The sequence below is a fragment of the Actinoplanes sp. NPDC023936 genome (assembly GCF_040639325.1).
Classification (GTDB): domain Bacteria; phylum Actinomycetota; class Actinomycetes; order Mycobacteriales; family Micromonosporaceae; genus Actinoplanes.
Window position 1 is genome coordinate 43,952 of the sequence record NZ_JBEZZR010000045.1, and the last position, 14,416, is coordinate 58,367.

The 14,416-nt window shown below is 68.4% G+C and carries 17 protein-coding genes and 1 tRNA gene; 13 read left to right on the plus strand and 5 right to left on the minus strand.

Annotation, left to right across the window (positions count from 1 at the left end):
• Positions 1–147: 147 nt before the first annotated feature.
• From AB0F72_RS36580 to AB0F72_RS36590, 3 genes are read right to left on the minus strand one after another with little or no spacing between them, the layout of a single operon-like run.
• Positions 148–303, minus strand: a complete 156-nt coding sequence (locus tag AB0F72_RS36580) for a hypothetical protein (RefSeq protein WP_360441754.1) — start codon at positions 301–303, stop codon at positions 148–150.
• The gene (locus AB0F72_RS36585) at positions 300–512 is read right to left on the minus strand and encodes a helix-turn-helix transcriptional regulator (RefSeq protein WP_360441757.1); all 213 of its coding nucleotides are present in this window, start codon (positions 510–512) and stop codon (positions 300–302) included. The genes AB0F72_RS36580 and AB0F72_RS36585 overlap by 4 nt, the downstream gene beginning before the upstream one ends.
• On the minus strand, positions 512–970 hold the full coding sequence (locus AB0F72_RS36590; protein ID WP_360441760.1) for a DUF2975 domain-containing protein: 459 nt from the start codon (positions 968–970) through the stop codon (positions 512–514). Before AB0F72_RS36590 ends, AB0F72_RS36585 begins: the two co-directional genes overlap by 1 nt.
• A 128-nt stretch (positions 971–1,098) precedes the next feature.
• On the opposite strand from AB0F72_RS36590, the gene AB0F72_RS36595 reads away from it, so the two are divergent.
• The 10 genes from AB0F72_RS36595 (at position 1,099) to AB0F72_RS36640 (ending at position 9,493) form a co-directional block, all read left to right on the plus strand.
• A complete protein-coding gene (locus tag AB0F72_RS36595; RefSeq protein ID WP_360441763.1) occupies positions 1,099–2,283 on the plus strand; it encodes an MFS transporter in 1,185 nt (394 codons plus the stop codon).
• A gap of 113 nt (positions 2,284–2,396) precedes the next feature.
• Complete coding sequence (ribA, locus tag AB0F72_RS36600; RefSeq protein ID WP_360441766.1) at positions 2,397–3,056, plus strand: GTP cyclohydrolase II; 660 nt, start codon at positions 2,397–2,399, stop codon at positions 3,054–3,056.
• A gap of 1 nt (position 3,057) precedes the next feature.
• Positions 3,058–3,612 (plus strand): deaminase, encoded by a 555-nt coding sequence (locus AB0F72_RS36605; RefSeq protein WP_360441769.1) that lies wholly within the window; start codon positions 3,058–3,060, stop codon positions 3,610–3,612.
• A gap of 55 nt (positions 3,613–3,667) precedes the next feature.
• Entirely contained in the window at positions 3,668–4,093 is a 426-nt protein-coding gene (locus tag AB0F72_RS36610; RefSeq protein ID WP_360441823.1) for a MarR family transcriptional regulator, read from the plus strand.
• Positions 4,094–4,235: 142 nt separating this feature from the next.
• Positions 4,236–4,916 (plus strand): (d)CMP kinase, encoded by a 681-nt coding sequence (gene cmk, locus AB0F72_RS36615; RefSeq protein ID WP_360441772.1) that lies wholly within the window; start codon positions 4,236–4,238, stop codon positions 4,914–4,916.
• 44 nt (positions 4,917–4,960) lie between these two features.
• Positions 4,961–6,352 carry a ribosome biogenesis GTPase Der gene (der, locus tag AB0F72_RS36620; RefSeq protein WP_360441825.1) on the plus strand — a complete coding sequence of 464 codons (1,392 nt, stop codon included), beginning with the start codon at positions 4,961–4,963 and terminating at the stop codon, positions 6,350–6,352.
• Between the two features lie 52 nt (positions 6,353–6,404).
• A tRNA-Pro gene (locus tag AB0F72_RS36625) sits at positions 6,405–6,478 on the plus strand.
• Positions 6,479–6,842: 364 nt separating this feature from the next.
• Entirely contained in the window at positions 6,843–7,865 is a 1,023-nt protein-coding gene (locus AB0F72_RS36630) for a tyrosine-type recombinase/integrase (RefSeq protein WP_360441775.1), read from the plus strand.
• A 325-nt stretch (positions 7,866–8,190) separates the two neighbouring features.
• Entirely contained in the window at positions 8,191–9,090 is a 900-nt protein-coding gene (locus tag AB0F72_RS36635; RefSeq protein ID WP_360441778.1) for a hypothetical protein, read from the plus strand.
• Positions 9,091–9,232: 142 nt separating this feature from the next.
• Positions 9,233–9,493 (plus strand): hypothetical protein, encoded by a 261-nt coding sequence (locus tag AB0F72_RS36640; protein ID WP_360441781.1) that lies wholly within the window; start codon positions 9,233–9,235, stop codon positions 9,491–9,493.
• A gap of 183 nt (positions 9,494–9,676) precedes the next feature.
• Here AB0F72_RS36640 and AB0F72_RS36645 read toward each other — a convergent pair whose 3' ends face one another.
• The gene (locus AB0F72_RS36645) at positions 9,677–10,828 is read right to left on the minus strand and encodes a hypothetical protein (protein WP_360441784.1); all 1,152 of its coding nucleotides are present in this window, start codon (positions 10,826–10,828) and stop codon (positions 9,677–9,679) included.
• A gap of 372 nt (positions 10,829–11,200) precedes the next feature.
• Between AB0F72_RS36645 and AB0F72_RS36650 the strand changes: the two genes are divergently transcribed.
• A complete protein-coding gene (locus AB0F72_RS36650; protein ID WP_360441787.1) occupies positions 11,201–11,584 on the plus strand; it encodes a hypothetical protein in 384 nt (127 codons plus the stop codon).
• 24 nt (positions 11,585–11,608) lie between these two features.
• A complete protein-coding gene (locus AB0F72_RS36655) occupies positions 11,609–11,953 on the plus strand; it encodes a hypothetical protein (protein WP_360441790.1) in 345 nt (114 codons plus the stop codon).
• On the opposite strand, the gene AB0F72_RS36660 is transcribed toward AB0F72_RS36655, so the two are convergent.
• Positions 11,950–13,233, minus strand: coding sequence for a site-specific integrase (locus tag AB0F72_RS36660; protein ID WP_360441793.1), 1,284 nt, complete (start codon positions 13,231–13,233; stop codon positions 11,950–11,952). The two genes, AB0F72_RS36655 and AB0F72_RS36660, sit on opposite strands and share 4 nt — an antisense overlap.
• Positions 13,234–13,478: 245 nt before the next feature.
• Here AB0F72_RS36660 and AB0F72_RS36665 point away from each other — a divergent pair, with 245 nt between their 5' ends.
• On the plus strand, positions 13,479–14,288 hold the full coding sequence (locus AB0F72_RS36665) for an RNA-binding domain-containing protein (RefSeq protein ID WP_360441796.1): 810 nt from the start codon (positions 13,479–13,481) through the stop codon (positions 14,286–14,288).
• Positions 14,289–14,416: the final 128 nt, after the last annotated feature.

Below are 14,416 nucleotides of genomic sequence, written 5' to 3' on the forward strand. Positions count from 1 at the left end.
GCGTCACGATGGGTGGCTGACCACGAGGAGCGTTACGGGGTGTGCGGCATTCTGTGGGGCCTCCCACGTCCGCGGCTTTCCGGAAAGCGCCGGCTCTACCCCGGACGCCGGCACGCCAGGTGACGATCCGGGGTAGTCGTCCGGCGGTCAGCGGGCTCGGCGGGTCATCCGCAAGAAGACGTAGACGGCGGCGCAGACCAGCACCACACCGATGGCCTGCAGGCCGGGGGAGTCGTCGGACTCGCCGAAGATGACCGCTGCGACGCCGAGCGCGACGAGCGGGACGGCAGCCAGATATCTCATTCCTCGTCCTCCACGAATTCCAGGAGATCGCCGGGCTGGCACTCCAGCACCCGGCACATCGCTTCCAGGGTGCTGAACCGCACGGCCTTCGCCCGGCCGTTCTTGAGCACCGCCACGTTCGCCGGGGTGAGGCCGACCTTCTCGGCGAACTCGCCGACGCCCATCTTCCGTTTCGCGAGCTGGACGTCGATGCGCACGACGATCGGCATCAGATCACCGTCTCCATCTCGCTGCGCAGGGTGGTGGCCTGCCGCAGCAGCGCCCGCATCACCAGCATCAGCAGGCCGAACGCTGTCACGCCGGTGACCAGGAGCATCAGCACCACGATCGGCCCCGGATCGTCGGCGTTGAACCCGACGACCAGGAAGACGGCGACGAGCACGAGCCAGCCCGCGCCGATCGCGTACAGGATCGCGTCGACCCACTTGAACGAGGCGTCGCTGAAGATCCGGTCCTTCTTCACCAGGGTCAGCAGCCGCCACGTCGCCACGATCACGACCTCGCCGCAGAGCAGCCAGAACGCCACCAGCGCGGTGGCCGGCCAGCGCAGCGGCGCGAAGTCCGGATCCTCGCTCGCCATGTGGGCGAACTGCCCGGGGAACGAGAAGGTCTGCAGCATGACGAGGACGCCGAACAGCACCACGAGTACGACTCGGAGCGGCGTCACCACTCGATTCTCGGTAAGCACCCATCGAGAATCACTTGTTAGCTATCGAAAGTCAATAGGCCCGGATGTCGAGTGTTCACCACATCTCCACATCTGCGGGCCGGGGGCCGTGCGGGTAGAAGTAGGGCATGCGTGTGCGTGCGGTGGTGAGCCTTCTGGCTCTGGCGTTGTCCACGTTCGTCTACGTCACCGCGGAGACGCTGCCGGTCGGGCTGCTGCCGCTGATCGCCGATGACCTCGAGCGCACGATCCCGCAGATCGGGCTGCTGGTGACTGTCTACGGGTTCGTGGTGGTGCTCACCTCCGTACCCCTCACCAAACTCACCCACCGCGTCCCGCGCCGCCTGCTGCTCTGCGCCTTGCTCGCGGTCTTCGTCCTGGGCAACGCCGGGTCGGCGCTGGTGGACGGCTACGGGCCGCTCATGGTCGCCCGTGTGGTCGTCGCGATGAGTCAGGCCGTCTTCTGGTCGGTGGTCACGCCGGCCGCCGCGGCGATGTTCGCGGCCCCGGCTCGGCCGCGTGCGCTCTCCGTGCTGTTCGCGGGCAGTTCGCTCGGCGCGCTCGCCGGCGTGCCGGCCGGCACCTGGCTCGGGCAGCAGGCCGGCTGGCGGGCCGCGTTCCTGGCGCTCAGCGTTGTCGGCCTGCTGATCATGGTGGTCATCGTGACGCTGATGCCGCGGGCGCCGCAGGGAAAGGCGGAGACCGCTGTGGGTTCCGCGCCGGACGCCGGGCGGTACTGGACGATCGTCGTCTACTCCGCGCTCGCGGTGGCCGGGTCGTTCACCGTGCTCACCTACATCACCCCGTTCCTCACCGAGGTCAGCGGTTTCCGCGAGTCAGCGGTGGGCCCGCTGCTGTTCGTGCGCGGCCTGGCCGGGCTGGCCGGTGTCCTCGCGGCCGCCTGGCTGGTGGCCCGCAACGGCTGGCTGACCATGACCGCGGTGATCGGGTCGCAGGCGGTCGCGCTCTTCGTCCAGTGGGCCTTCGGAACATCGGCGGCCGCGTCGGTGGTCACTCTTGCTGCCGCCGGTTTCGCCTTGTCGGCGATGGCTTCCGCCTTGGGGGTACGGGCATTGGAGACCGCCCCGGGCAACACCGACATGGCGACCGCCGGCACGTCGACGGCGTTCAACGTGGGAATCACCGCGGGAGCGCTGCTCGGCAGTGTCCTGATCCCGGCGGCAGGGGTGCGCAGCGTGGCCCTGGCCGGCGCGGTGCTGAGCCTGCTCGCCTTCCTGGTCGCCCTGCTGGAGCCGCGGTTCTCCACCCGCCGCCGGGAGGCGGCCCACGATCTCGCCGTCTCCGGCCGATGAGCCGTCTCCGGTAGATGAGCCGTCTCGGTGGATGAGGTGGTGATCGCCACTCTTGTTGTTTTCCGATCGCCGACGGATGCTGTTGGTGAAAGTTCAACAACTGGGGGTTCGTCATGACGGTCACGCTGGACTCACCAGCCACGAGGGTGCGGACCCGGGTCTCGGTGCCACTGCGGTTCCCGGACGGATACACCACCACCGCTGACGTCTTCACCTTCACCGGCCTGGTCGACGGCCGCGAACACCTCGCCCTGGGCCTCGGGCCCTGGCGGGCCGCCCTCGTCGCGGCCGCCGCCGGTGAGACGGCGCCGCTGGTCCGGCCGCACAGCGAGTGCCTCACCGGCGACGTGTTCGGCAGCGAGCGCTGCGACTGCGGCCCCCAGTTGCGCGAGGCCGTCGAGCGGATCGCCGAGACCGGCGGTTTCCTGCTCTACCTCCGGCAGGAGGGGCGGGGGATCGGCCTCTACGCGAAGCTGGACGCCTACGCGCTGCAGGACACCGGACTCGACACCTACCAGGCGAACCTGGCGCTCGGGCACGGCGAGGACGAGCGGGACTACACGCCGGCCGCGCAGATGCTGACCGCGCTCGGCGTCGAGGAGATCCGCCTGCTCAGCAACAACCCGGACAAGGCCGCGCAGCTCGCGGCGCTGGGCGTCGGGGTGGCCGAGCGGATCCCCACCGGGGTGCACCTGACCGGCGCGAACGCCCGGTACCTGACCGCGAAGCGGGACCACACCGCGCACACCCTCGACCTGCCGCTGGCCGGCTGAGATGAGCGCCACCGCCGTGCCCTGCACGGTCCACCCCGGCGCGGCCGTGTCACCCCTCGCCGGCGCGGCCGTGCCGAGCCTCCCCGACCACGCCGAAGCCGTCGCCACCCACGCCGACTGGATGCGGGCCGCGATCACGTTCTCCCTGCTCGCGCCCCGCGTCGACACCCGGTACGCGGTGGGGGCGATCGTCGTCGACTACGACGGCAGCATCCTGGCCACCGGGTACACCGGCGAGAACGACCCGCACGAGCACGCCGAGGAGGCGGCTCTCGCCAAGATCCTGCCGGGGACCGACCTGTCCCGGGCCACCATCTACACCACGATGGAGCCCTGCACGTCGCGCCGCTCGCGGCCGGCGTCCTGCACCCGGCTGGTCCTCGCCGCCGGCTTCGGCCGGGTGGTGCTCGCGCTGCGCGAGCCGCTGCTCTTCGCCGACTGCGATGGCGTCGACACGTTGCGCCTCGCCGGGGTCGACGTGGTCGAGCTGCCCGAACTGGCCGCCCAGGTCCGCGCCGTCAACGCGCACGTCCTCGCGCCCGGCCAGGCAGGATGACACCGTGGCGCAGGATGACACCGTGGCCGAACCTCGCTGGCTGACCGACCCGGAGATGCGGACCTGGCTCAACGTCGCCCAGGTTCTGATGCTGCTGCCGGCCGCGCTGGACCGGCAGTTGCGGGAGGACGCCGGGATCCCGCACGCGTACTACCAGATCCTGGCCACGCTCAGCGGCGCCGACGGCCGGTGCCTGCGGATGACCGACCTGGCCCGCGTGGTCGGCACCACGACGAGCCGGCTGTCGCACGCGGTGGCCAGCCTGGAACAGCGCGGCTGGGTGCGGCGGCAGGCCTGCCCGAGCGACAAGCGCGGCCAGGTCGCGCACCTCACCGACGCCGGCTGGGAGACGCTGCGGGCGGCCGCGCCGGGGCACGTCGAGGAGGTGCGCCGGCTGGTCTTCGACAACCTGGACCCCGAGGAGATCGCCCAGCTGGGGACGATCACGGCGAAGATGCTGCCGCCGCTCGCCGCGGGCTGATCCCCGGGACGGGGCGGCCAGTGGGCGTACCCGGGAAAGCTCTTGATCTTGATTTGTTTCTCGGCATAGCCCCGGTTCGTCGGTGAGTCCATGGGCGGGCACAATGGGAGGGTTGGTTGCCGTGGGACATCAGGAGGAACCGGTGGCGCTTCAGGAACGGCCGGAAACGTGCGTGGTCGCCGTCGACGGCCCGTCCGGTTCGGGCAAATCCACCGTTTCCCGGCGGCTCGCCGCGGCGGTCGAGGGGGTCTACCTCGATACCGGCGCGATGTACCGGGCGATCACCTGGGCCGTGCTCCAGGGCGGCGCCGACCTCACCGACCCGGAGGCGATCGCCAAGATCGCGCTGGAGACCGAGCTGTCGATCGGCACCGACCCCGCCGCGCCGCACTTCGCCGCCAACGGTGTGAACGTCGACGCCCCGATCCGCGGGCCGGAGGTCACCGGCGCCGTCTCCGCCGTCGCCGCCGTGCCTGCCGTCCGCAAGCACCTGGTCGCGCTGCAGCAGGCGATCATCACCGCCCATCCGCGGATCATCGTCGAGGGCCGTGACATCGCGTCCGTGGTCGCCCCCGACGCGGATCTGAAGGTCTACCTGACCGCGTCCGCCGCCGCTCGCGCCGCCCGGCGCAGCGCCGAGGACGCCACCGACGTCGCCGCTACCGAGGCCGACCTGGCCCGCCGCGACAAGCTCGACTCCAGCCGCGCGGTCGACCCGCTGCGCCAGGCCTCCGACGCCATCGAGGTGGACACCACCGGGATGGGGATCGACGAGGTCGTGGCGCATCTGCTCGATCTGCTCAACAGCAAGGTAAGTAAGTGACTGATCTTCCCGCTGGTCTCGATCTCAACGACTTCGAGGGTGGGCTGGATTTCTCTGCGTCCGGCTCTTCTTCAGAGGATATTTCCGATTTTTCGGGACCTGTTCCGGTGGTCGCCGTCGTCGGCCGGCCGAACGTCGGCAAATCGACCCTTGTCAACCGCATCATCGGCCGCCGTCAGGCGGTCGTGGAGGACGTCGCCGGGGTGACCCGCGACCGCGTGCCCTACGACGCGCAGTGGAACGGCAGGCGCTTCACCGTCGTCGACACCGGCGGCTGGGAGCCCGACGCCCGTGACCGGGCCCGCGCCATCGCCGACCAGGCCGAGATCGCGGTGCAGACCGCCGACGTGGTGATCTTCGTGGTCGACGTGACGGTGGGCGCCACCGACGTCGACGAGGCCGCCGTGAAGATGCTGCGGCGCAGCCACAAACCGGTGATCCTGGTCGCCAACAAGGCCGACAACCAGAACCTCGAACTCGAGGCCGTCTCGCTCTGGCAGCTCGGTCTCGGCGAGCCGTACCCGCTCTCCGCCCTGCACGGCCGCGGTTCGGGTGACCTGCTCGACCGGATCCTGGACGCCCTGCCGCCCACCCCCCCGGTGGTCGAAGGCGGCCCGCGTGGCCCGCGCCGGGTCGCGCTCGTCGGCCGTCCGAACGTCGGCAAGTCCAGCCTGCTGAACCGCCTCGCCCGCGAGGAGCGCGCGGTCGTCGACTCGGTCGCCGGCACCACCGTCGACCCGGTCGACAGCCTGGTCGAGATGGACGGCGAGCTCTGGCAGTTCGTCGACACGGCCGGCCTGCGCAAGCGCGTGCACCAGGCATCGGGTACGGAGTACTACGCGTCCCTGCGCACCGCCGGCGCCGTGGAGGCCGCCGAGGTCGCGGTCGTCCTGCTGGACTCCGGCGACGTGATCAGCGAACAGGACCAGCGGGTCATCTCCCAGGTGATCGAGGCCGGCCGCGCCCTGGTGATCGCCTACAACAAGTGGGACCTCGTCGACGCCGACCGGCGGATCTTCCTGGACAAGGAGATCGACCGGGACATGAAGCGCGTCGGGTGGGCCGTCCGGGTGAACATCTCCGCCAAGACGGGCCGTGCCGTCGACAAGCTGGCGCCGGCCCTGCGCACGGCCCTCGCGTCGTGGGAGCAGCGGATCCCCACCGGAGCCCTGAACCAGTGGATCACGGCTCTGACCCAGGCCACGCCGCACCCGGTCCGCGGCGGCCGTGCTCCGCGGGTCCTGTTCGTCACGCAGGCGGGCGTCGCGCCGCCCCGGTTCGTGCTGTTCACGACGGCCCCGTTCGACGCGGGCTACCTGCGGTTCATCGAGCGGAAGCTCCGTGAGGAGTTCGGGTTCGAGGGGACGCCCCTGGAACTCTCGGTGAAGCCCCGCAAGAAGCTGGGGCCAGGGGGGCGCGGGAAGGCCCATGGGTAGCGGTTGGTAAGCTTTAGGAGATGTCGCGCCGGGCTGAGGTTCGGGGCGGGATCGGGCTGTAGCGCAGCTTGGTAGCGCACTTGACTGGGGGTCAAGGGGTCGCAGGTTCAAATCCTGTCAGCCCGACTTTTCGGAACGTCTTCGCAGGTCAAAGACCTGCGAAGGCGTTCTTTTATTTACGCTGATCGATCATAAGGGTGCGTGGAACCCTTTACTCGGCATCCGCGCGAGCGGATCGAAGTGCATTCCGGAAGATGTTTCCGGAGTTCAAGGCCGATCTTATGGGTCGGGAGGTCGTTTTCGTGGCCTCCTTTACTTGGCCGCCTTCGCCGATGATGATCGAATGGGTCTTCGAGGCTCCGCTGTGTATCGCTGCAGGTCAACGGGCCGTGTAGGCCGTTCGGGTGTTGCCCCTTGTGGCCGTTGACCCGGCGGCACCACCCTTTACTCGTGAGCCGGGGGCGCGGTCCGGAGTTTTTGGCTGCGGGACGTGAGCACGCCGCTGTGCGAGCCCTTGACTCGGGCGGCTGTGCTGCTGGGCAGCGACTCCTTGACCGGGGAGCTGGCATTGAAGATAGAGAATCTCCTGACTGGTGTTCAGAGTCAGGTCTGGGCGGTGCTGCTGAGAGACTGGGACCGCTCGTTGCGCGCCGCGAATCATCCGGAGACCACCCGGTACAACTATGTGCTCGCCGCTTCGCAACTGGCCGCGTATCTGGGCGAGCGGATGCCGGAGGTAGGCGGCGCTTGCGGTCCGAGTTTGGTGGACAGCAGGCAGGTGACGGCGTTTCAAGCGTCGGTGATCGAGGAGCGCTCGGCGGGAACTGGGTTGAACAAGTACAAGGCGTTGCAGCAGTTCTTCCGCTGGCTTGTCATCGAGGGCGAAGTTGAGCGGTCGCCGATGGACGGCGTGCCGCAGCCGACAGCGGTGCAGAAGCTTGTCGAGGTCCTCAGCGATGAGGAAACGCGACGCATTCTCGAGGTCTGTGAGGGGCGCGGCTTCGTGCAGCTGCGCGACCAGGCGCTGGTTAGGATGTTCTACAACACCGGGGGCCGGCTGGCTGAGATCGGCGATCTCCTGGTGCCTGACGTCGATCTGGATACTGACTCGGTCGTCCTGATGGGTAAGGGCGGCAAACAACGCCGGGTGCGGTTCGGGGCCAAGACTGCGGGTGCTCTGCGCCGGTATGTGCGCGCCCGCAGCCGACGCCCGGGCCTGACCGGCATCGACCAGTTGTGGATCGCTGCGAAGGGCGCCCGGCCGTTGAAGCCGAACGGCATCAAGATCCGGCTCCGGGAACTGGGGGACAGGGCTGGGGTTGAGCATGTCCATGCGCAGCGGTGGCGGCACAGCTTCGCCCATGAATGGAAGCTGGCCGGTGGCGATACCGGCGACCTGATGTTGCTGATGGGATGGTCCTCGGAAGAGATGCCGCGCCGTTATGGCGCCAGCGCGGCCGCGGAACGAGCCCAGCAAGTCCACGCGCGACTCGGCATCGGCGAACGCGTCTAACGGGTCCGGCCGCCAGCTGCGTCTACGCGGCCAGCGCTGAACGTTGGTACTGCCTCTCGATGCTGGGCGGCCTGGCGGGCTCCATGCCCATCCGCGCCAGCAGCGCGTCCAGGAAGCCCCGGGACGGGCACACGTTCACGCTCGACCTCTAAACGTGTGACAAGCTCACCGATCTGTCCGTACGGGCGGCCGGCAAGTGCGCCCATCTCCTCTCAGAGTTGTTCCGCCAAGCCGGCGCTGGACGCACACGGCCGATGAGCCTGGCCAGGATGGGCTGGCTCCGGCCGACGCCTCGGCCGCGACGATAACCATTACAGTCGCATTCGTGAGCGCAGATCAGGGTCTGGTCCGAGTGTCCGATTCGTTCGGCGTACGCCGAACCCGAGTCGGATCGATCCTCGCGGAAGACGCGACAAAATACCAGGTCAAGTGGGATGACACCGATGAGGAGGAGCTTGTCCCACGGGGCGCCGGCGTTCACGTCGCGACGAGGGGTTCGCTGCGTTTCCTGGCTCTGTCCGACTCCCGGCTGTTCCACGCCGTCTTCGCCCAGGAGCCCCTCGCGGTGGTTCTCCACCTGTTGGCCGAGTCGTCGGTCCCGCTGAAGGTGCGAGAGATCCGGGAGCGTCTGGCCGAGCTCGGTCTCCGGAACGAGACCTGGGCGCGGCACGGGCCCCGCGCGCTGGCGGTTCTGCCCAAGTGGCCAAATGTCGTCCGACGGCAGAAGGGCGACACTCTGGCCTACGCCTGGGTGGGGGACGACCTTCCCGAACTCCCGTCAGAGGCCGACCCGGAGCCGGAGCCGGCACCTACGCCCGCGCCTGTGTCGAAGCCCGCTCCTTCTCCCGCCAAGCCAATCGCGGCTGCGACACCGGCCGAACCGGCGGTGCCGTCCGCCGAGCGCCTTCGGCGCCAGATGAGCGCCGCGCGGAACCTCGGCGAGGTCGCTCGCCTGCTCACGCTCCCGAGAGAGTTCGTGGCTGAGTTGTCACCGGAGGTGATCGCCTCCGCGCTCCGCCGGGTCGCCGCTGAGGATCGGCTGGTCGCTGGCTGGCTCGACGCCCTGACCGCCTCCGGGCCGATCGGTGCGCTGACCGAGGAACTGTCGATGGCCCGGGCGGCGAACGCCGCACTCCAGAGCCGGGTCGATGAGCTGGAGGAGTGGTGGACGGCCCTTGAACAGAGCACCGATCCGGGCGCCGCAACCCGTCAGCCGAGTAGCTGAGGAGCTTCGAGGGCATCGGAACGGGCGCGATCACCGTCGAGCGGTTGACCCTCCAGGACCGCGACATCGACCATCCGCTAGCGGATAAGCACCTGCACAGCAGGTGAAGCCCGGCCAGCCGCTCCACCGGGCGGGACGCGCGGTGTTCGCCAACCTGCTCGAACGAGGCCTCGACCCCGCACAACTGCACCTGCATGGCCGAGACGTCGACAACATCGTCACGCCGTACTTTTGCTGGCTTTCAATGCGCTGCATGAGGTCGATGGCGCGATGCCTGACCGATCTCGAGGGCAGGGAGTGGCTCGAGGTGGTCAACCCAACCCGGATCAAAGACCTCGACGCTTTGCGGATTCTTCCCAGATCTCCGGCCGCCCTCGAACGGTTCTCCCGCGTGCGCCTGTAGCAGTGATTCTGGCGCCCTGCGCGTGGCGCATGCGTCGCAAGGTTACCGCCCTACACACCGCGATCGAATCCGGTCAACTGGTCACCTTCCCCGACGCCGAGACCCTGGTCCGCTGGCAGCACCCCACCGAGGGCCTGCTCGGAGCCGGTCGACCCGGTGAGGCCGCCGGCGCTGCCGCTGTCGTCAGAATGCTGCGGGTAAGACATCGCGAGCGTCGATCAGGATGACACCAGTCAGGCCCGCCCACGGCCGCAGACGACCTAGCCCATTGTCGAATGCCGCCACTACCTGCTGCGGGGGCTCCCGTGAGGGAAACAGCGCACCGTCGAAGAGATCCGGGTAGCCGTCGTCGATCTCCAGGTGGCGCTGGGTGCTGCGTCGCAGGGTGATGTTCTGGGCCCGCAAGCCGCTGAAACACTGGAACGCGCTGTCGGTGACACTACGTACTGGCTCGGAGCAGACCAGCTGATACCACGGTGCGCCATAGGACAGAGCCGTTGCGGCGTCGAACTTGCCCAAGCGCCGCAGCAGGAGCGCGGTGTCAACGGGCAGGACAGTGCACGCCCACTGCCGAAAGTCGGCGCGGCCGTGCGGACAGGCACTCGCCGTCACCCCGGGAGGGTCTGTTACCGGCAGCGCGTCGCTGTAGATGCAGTACAGCCCGGCGATGCCGTCGTTGCGGCATCTCCAGTCGAAGACATCGATCTGTTCCCCGGCCGGGGCGGACCGAGCGGCCTTCTGGTCGAACGCGATCCGGCCGTTGCCTGGCGCGGCGCGTTTCGCTTGCATCCGGAACCCGGCGTACCCCGAGTGATCTCGAATCCACCACTCCCAGTCCGCCCCGTTGCGAGCCTCCTGCGCGGACGTGAAGCGCTGAACCGACACGCTCCCGCGATGCCCTGCGGCCAGCGTCAGCAGGACGTCGTCGGTGAAGGTCGTCTCTGCGGGCGCAAGACGCAGACACCGGCCCAATCGCGTGCGCCATTGCACGTCAGCGGCACTCGCGCGAAAGCGGGAGCAAAGGTCCACCGCAGGTTGAAGGTAAGCAGCCGGCACCTCCGCGGTGCCCGCAGCGGTCAAGCTCCACACGTTGCGCCCGGTGACATCGCCGCTGTGAAGCAGTCCTTTCTCGATCATCCGGCGCCGAGCCGTATGTGCCTTGTTGCGCCAGCGTTGCTCTGCTCGCCACGGGCTCACATCCGCGAGATCCTCGGCATCCAGGCGGGAGCCGAACCGGCGCTTGATCATCTCGAACACCTGGTGAGTCTCGGCTGTGCCCTGCAGTTCGTACAGGACAGCGAGTATCCACGCCGCCATCTCGCGTTCCGAAGTCATCGCGGCCGAACCTCGCTCCCGGCAGGCATCACACTCTGCTCGACATCACCCGAGGCGGGCGGGCGCTCGGACTCCAGAATCCTAAATGGATGGTTTACGACTGTGTCCATGACACGCGGTGGCAGGCGACGCCAGCCAGGCAGCGCAGGTGCACCGGCCGGCCCACCGACGGAACGCGTTTCACGAGGTAGCCTTTCATCCTAGGATGCCCTACGCCCTGTGTATCGCGAGCTGAACAGCGACCGGGTTGCTGGAGCTCACGACACAGCAACAACACATCGAAAACCACGGTTCGGAAGCGAACGCGTGCTCTTTGGTCGCTGGAGTCCCGCACGGCTTGCTACCCCACCCGCCTCGGCGCAATGTTCATCTATGGAACCAGCGGACGCAGTCGGAAGTGACCTTGCAGAAAGTGATGCCGATCGGGCGCGTCATGCCGCCTTCGAATGGGCGGACATGTCTCCGGAGCGTCGTGCCGCAACCGTTAACGCGATGCTGCCCTTTTACCTCCACGACGCCGCCCGGGTCACGGCCGCACTCGCCGTCACGCGCACCCGCCACGAGTCCGACAGCGACATGGGATGGGACGACGCCGGGGCATTCCTCAGGCAGACGTTGCAGCGGCTCCGCGATGCCGGCGCCGACCGCAGCGACGCCGACCGCGAGCGGTTCGCGGCACAGCTGCATCAGGAGATGTTTACGGATCCGGAACCGTACCGATGGCCCGACCGCAGCTCCCGCAGCCGCAGCCTCTAGCGGCGGATACTGGTGCGCGCACGCGTGCGGTGGCAACACCAGACGGCCGGCACCGCTGGGATCGGTCATCAACTACTGTTCCTGCGGCTGGGTGGGCACGTCATCGGCAAGCTCGACTACCAAGTCTGCGAGCTCTGCCGGCGCGGGCTGGTCCGCAAACTCGACGTCGACGACCGCTACCGCGGCCTTGGACTGGGAAGCCGGGCGATCCAGCGGATGCAACACCGCCATCCCGGCTACGCCTGGCGAACCACCGTGCAGTACCCGACCGCGGGCACGTTCTGGCAGAACGTGAGCACCGCACCCGGCCAGTTCGACGAGGACGCCCAGGGGGCGTGCCAACACTTGGACCCCGACCGCGAGAACTAGCTGGCGGGCTGACCTGACGGCAGACCGAATGGCTGGAGAGCGGTAGCACCGGCTGTGCAGACCGGCTGCCGATCCAGGTACAGGTCCTGGGTCATACTGACCCGCGCATGACCGAGCTGGTCAGCGATCTCCCGAACCGGAACACCCGCATCGTCCATCTGCGTCGCCACACTCCTTCGCAGCAGATGCGACGTATCCCGATCCAGACCGGCGAACACGAAAGCCGCCTTGACGTCACGGGAGACGCCGGACGGATCCCGCAACGTGCCCGTAGTCGAGGGCAGAACGATCGCGATTTCCTCCTGCCAGGATTCGCTTCGCTCCAGCGCATCGCGCAGCCATGGCGGAGCCGGCCGCCGGCGCCCGACTCGCGCCGCCGTGGGCATGACCAGGTCGCAGTCCTCGCTGATCCGAACCACCCGAACCTCCACCGCGGCGGCGGCCAACACATGGGCTTCCAAAGACGGCATCACCCACGCCGGCACGGTCAACGTCCGATAACTGGCCTCCGTCTTGGGCTTACGCGCGAACACCACACCGATACCCGGATAGCGCGCCACCGTGCCCCGAACCTGCACCGTACGGCGGTGCAGATCAACCGCGTCCACGGTCAGCGCGATGCACTCGCCGATGCGCAGGCCGGTAGCCGCCATGACGTCAATGACCGCCGGAATGTCGCGGCGCACGGCGACGGGGGAGTAGGTGATGTAGGCGCGAAGCTGCCGAAGCTGCACAGCAGCTAAACCGTTGGGCAGTCTCTTCGGCTTCGTCCTGATCGCGGTGGTGTCCCGGACCGGATTTCGGACCATGAAACCGAGCCGGGCCGCGAACGCGCAGACGTTACTCAACACCGTCCGCACCGACTTGCCCACCGCCCGGCCATGCTCATGTTCGATGCGCCGCAGAAGCCGCTCGGCGACTGCGACGGAGAACTCGCGGCACCGCAGGCCTCCCGCCGCAGGCAGCACATGATGGTCGATCACGTGCCGGTAGGTGACCTTCGACCCGAGTGACCCGTCGCCGGCGGCGTAGGTCTCCCACCATGCCTCCGCTACGGCACTCAACCGGGTCTCACCGCCGCTCTCCGCCCCGGCGCCAGAGCGATCGCGCAGCGCTTCCTTCAACGCACGCTCGGCCGCCGCCTTCGACCCGCGACAGCGCTCCACCAACCGCGTCACTCCGTCGTAGTCACGGAAGCCGCATCTCGCGACCCAGCCCTGTCCCGAGCGATGAAATCGCACCTTGCCGCCCGTGCCGAGCGGAAGCGGTGGCCGGCCCATCCTGCCTTCTCACTTCGCCATGCCAGAGATACAAGCCATTCAGCCACCTTGACTCGCATCACCGGCCGTCGTGTAAACCGAACGGGGAGGGTTCCTTCGCCCGGATGGCATCGAGCCGCGTCCCCAAGCGTCTCCGCCCGGCAGCACGGAGGGACCCTACTGACAGCGACCCGCGAGCGGCGTACCGCCGCTCGCGGCAGGTACCTTGCACCGAAACTGTCAGAGGGAGCCGCTAGCGTGCACCCATGCTCGACATGGACGTCACGAAGCAGCCGCGGCGGATCAGCGAATGGGACGCCGTGCTTCACGCGGTCTTGAGCGCCGACGACAACGACGAACAGACATGGCTGGAGTGGAAGTCCGCGCTTGACCTGCGCTCCAAGGAGCAGATGGCCACGGTCGTAGCCAAGGCGATCATCGCGATGGCCAACCGGGAACCGGACAAGGCCGCTACCCGCGTCGGAGGCATCGGTATCCTGCTGATCGGTATCGAACCCGGCACGGTGCACGGGGTGAAGCCAGTCGACAACGCCGACCTGGACAAGCTGATCACCCCTTACGTCGGCGCCGACGGGCCGGTCTGGAGTCCGCACTGGACCCGGTTCCAAGGTCACACTGTGTTGATCATCGAGGTCGCCGCTCCGCAGTGGGGCGACCCCATTCACTGCTTCCACAAGGAAGCGCCGGGTGTCCCTGACGGGGCGGTGTTCGTCCGCAAGCTGGCCCAGTCGACGCGCGCAAACCATCTCGACATCGCCCGGCTGGGGGACCGCAGGGCCGCCCGCATCCCGGACACCTTCGACGTCTCGGTCAGCGTCGAAAGCGCCCGTCCGCTGTCGCGCTACGGCTGGCGACCCGAGCATCTTGAGCGTTTCCTGGTCTTGCAGAAGCAAGAGATGATGAAGCCGCTGACGGCGGCCCGGGAACGCAGGACCCGCTCGGCGCCGGCGGAAACCCTGATCGCCAAGATCATGGCCCAGGGTGGCAGCGGCGTCTCCGGACTCGGGCTCAACGGGTTGAGTGGCAAGATCGCCGAGGACCGCAGCGAGGAGTAGTACGAGGCTGAGGTGGACACCTACCTTGACGCTATCCGCTCCCAGTGGCCGGCCATCGTCCGCCGGGCCGCCGTACACGTGCTGACACCGGCAAGCTTCGCCCTGAGGAACAACTCGACGCGCAACTA

Excerpts from the sequence above, each read along its gene's own strand:
- AB0F72_RS36580 (WP_360441754.1), bottom strand. The coding sequence starts at position 303 with ATGAGATATCTGGCTGCCGTCCCGCTCGTCGCGCTCGGCGTCGCAGCG.
- AB0F72_RS36585 (WP_360441757.1), bottom strand. The coding sequence starts at position 512 with ATGCCGATCGTCGTGCGCATCGACGTCCAGCTCGCGAAACGGAAGATG.
- AB0F72_RS36595 (WP_360441763.1), top strand. The coding sequence starts at position 1,099 with ATGCGTGTGCGTGCGGTGGTGAGCCTTCTGGCTCTGGCGTTGTCCACG.
- ribA (WP_360441766.1), top strand. The coding sequence starts at position 2,397 with ATGACGGTCACGCTGGACTCACCAGCCACGAGGGTGCGGACCCGGGTC.
- AB0F72_RS36605 (WP_360441769.1), top strand. The coding sequence starts at position 3,058 with ATGAGCGCCACCGCCGTGCCCTGCACGGTCCACCCCGGCGCGGCCGTG.
- AB0F72_RS36610 (WP_360441823.1), top strand. The coding sequence starts at position 3,668 with ATGCGGACCTGGCTCAACGTCGCCCAGGTTCTGATGCTGCTGCCGGCC.
- AB0F72_RS36645 (WP_360441784.1), bottom strand. The coding sequence starts at position 10,828 with ATGACTTCGGAACGCGAGATGGCGGCGTGGATACTCGCTGTCCTGTAC.
- AB0F72_RS36650 (WP_360441787.1), top strand. The coding sequence starts at position 11,201 with ATGGAACCAGCGGACGCAGTCGGAAGTGACCTTGCAGAAAGTGATGCC.
- AB0F72_RS36660 (WP_360441793.1), bottom strand. The coding sequence starts at position 13,233 with ATGGGCCGGCCACCGCTTCCGCTCGGCACGGGCGGCAAGGTGCGATTT.
- AB0F72_RS36665 (WP_360441796.1), top strand. The coding sequence starts at position 13,479 with ATGCTCGACATGGACGTCACGAAGCAGCCGCGGCGGATCAGCGAATGG.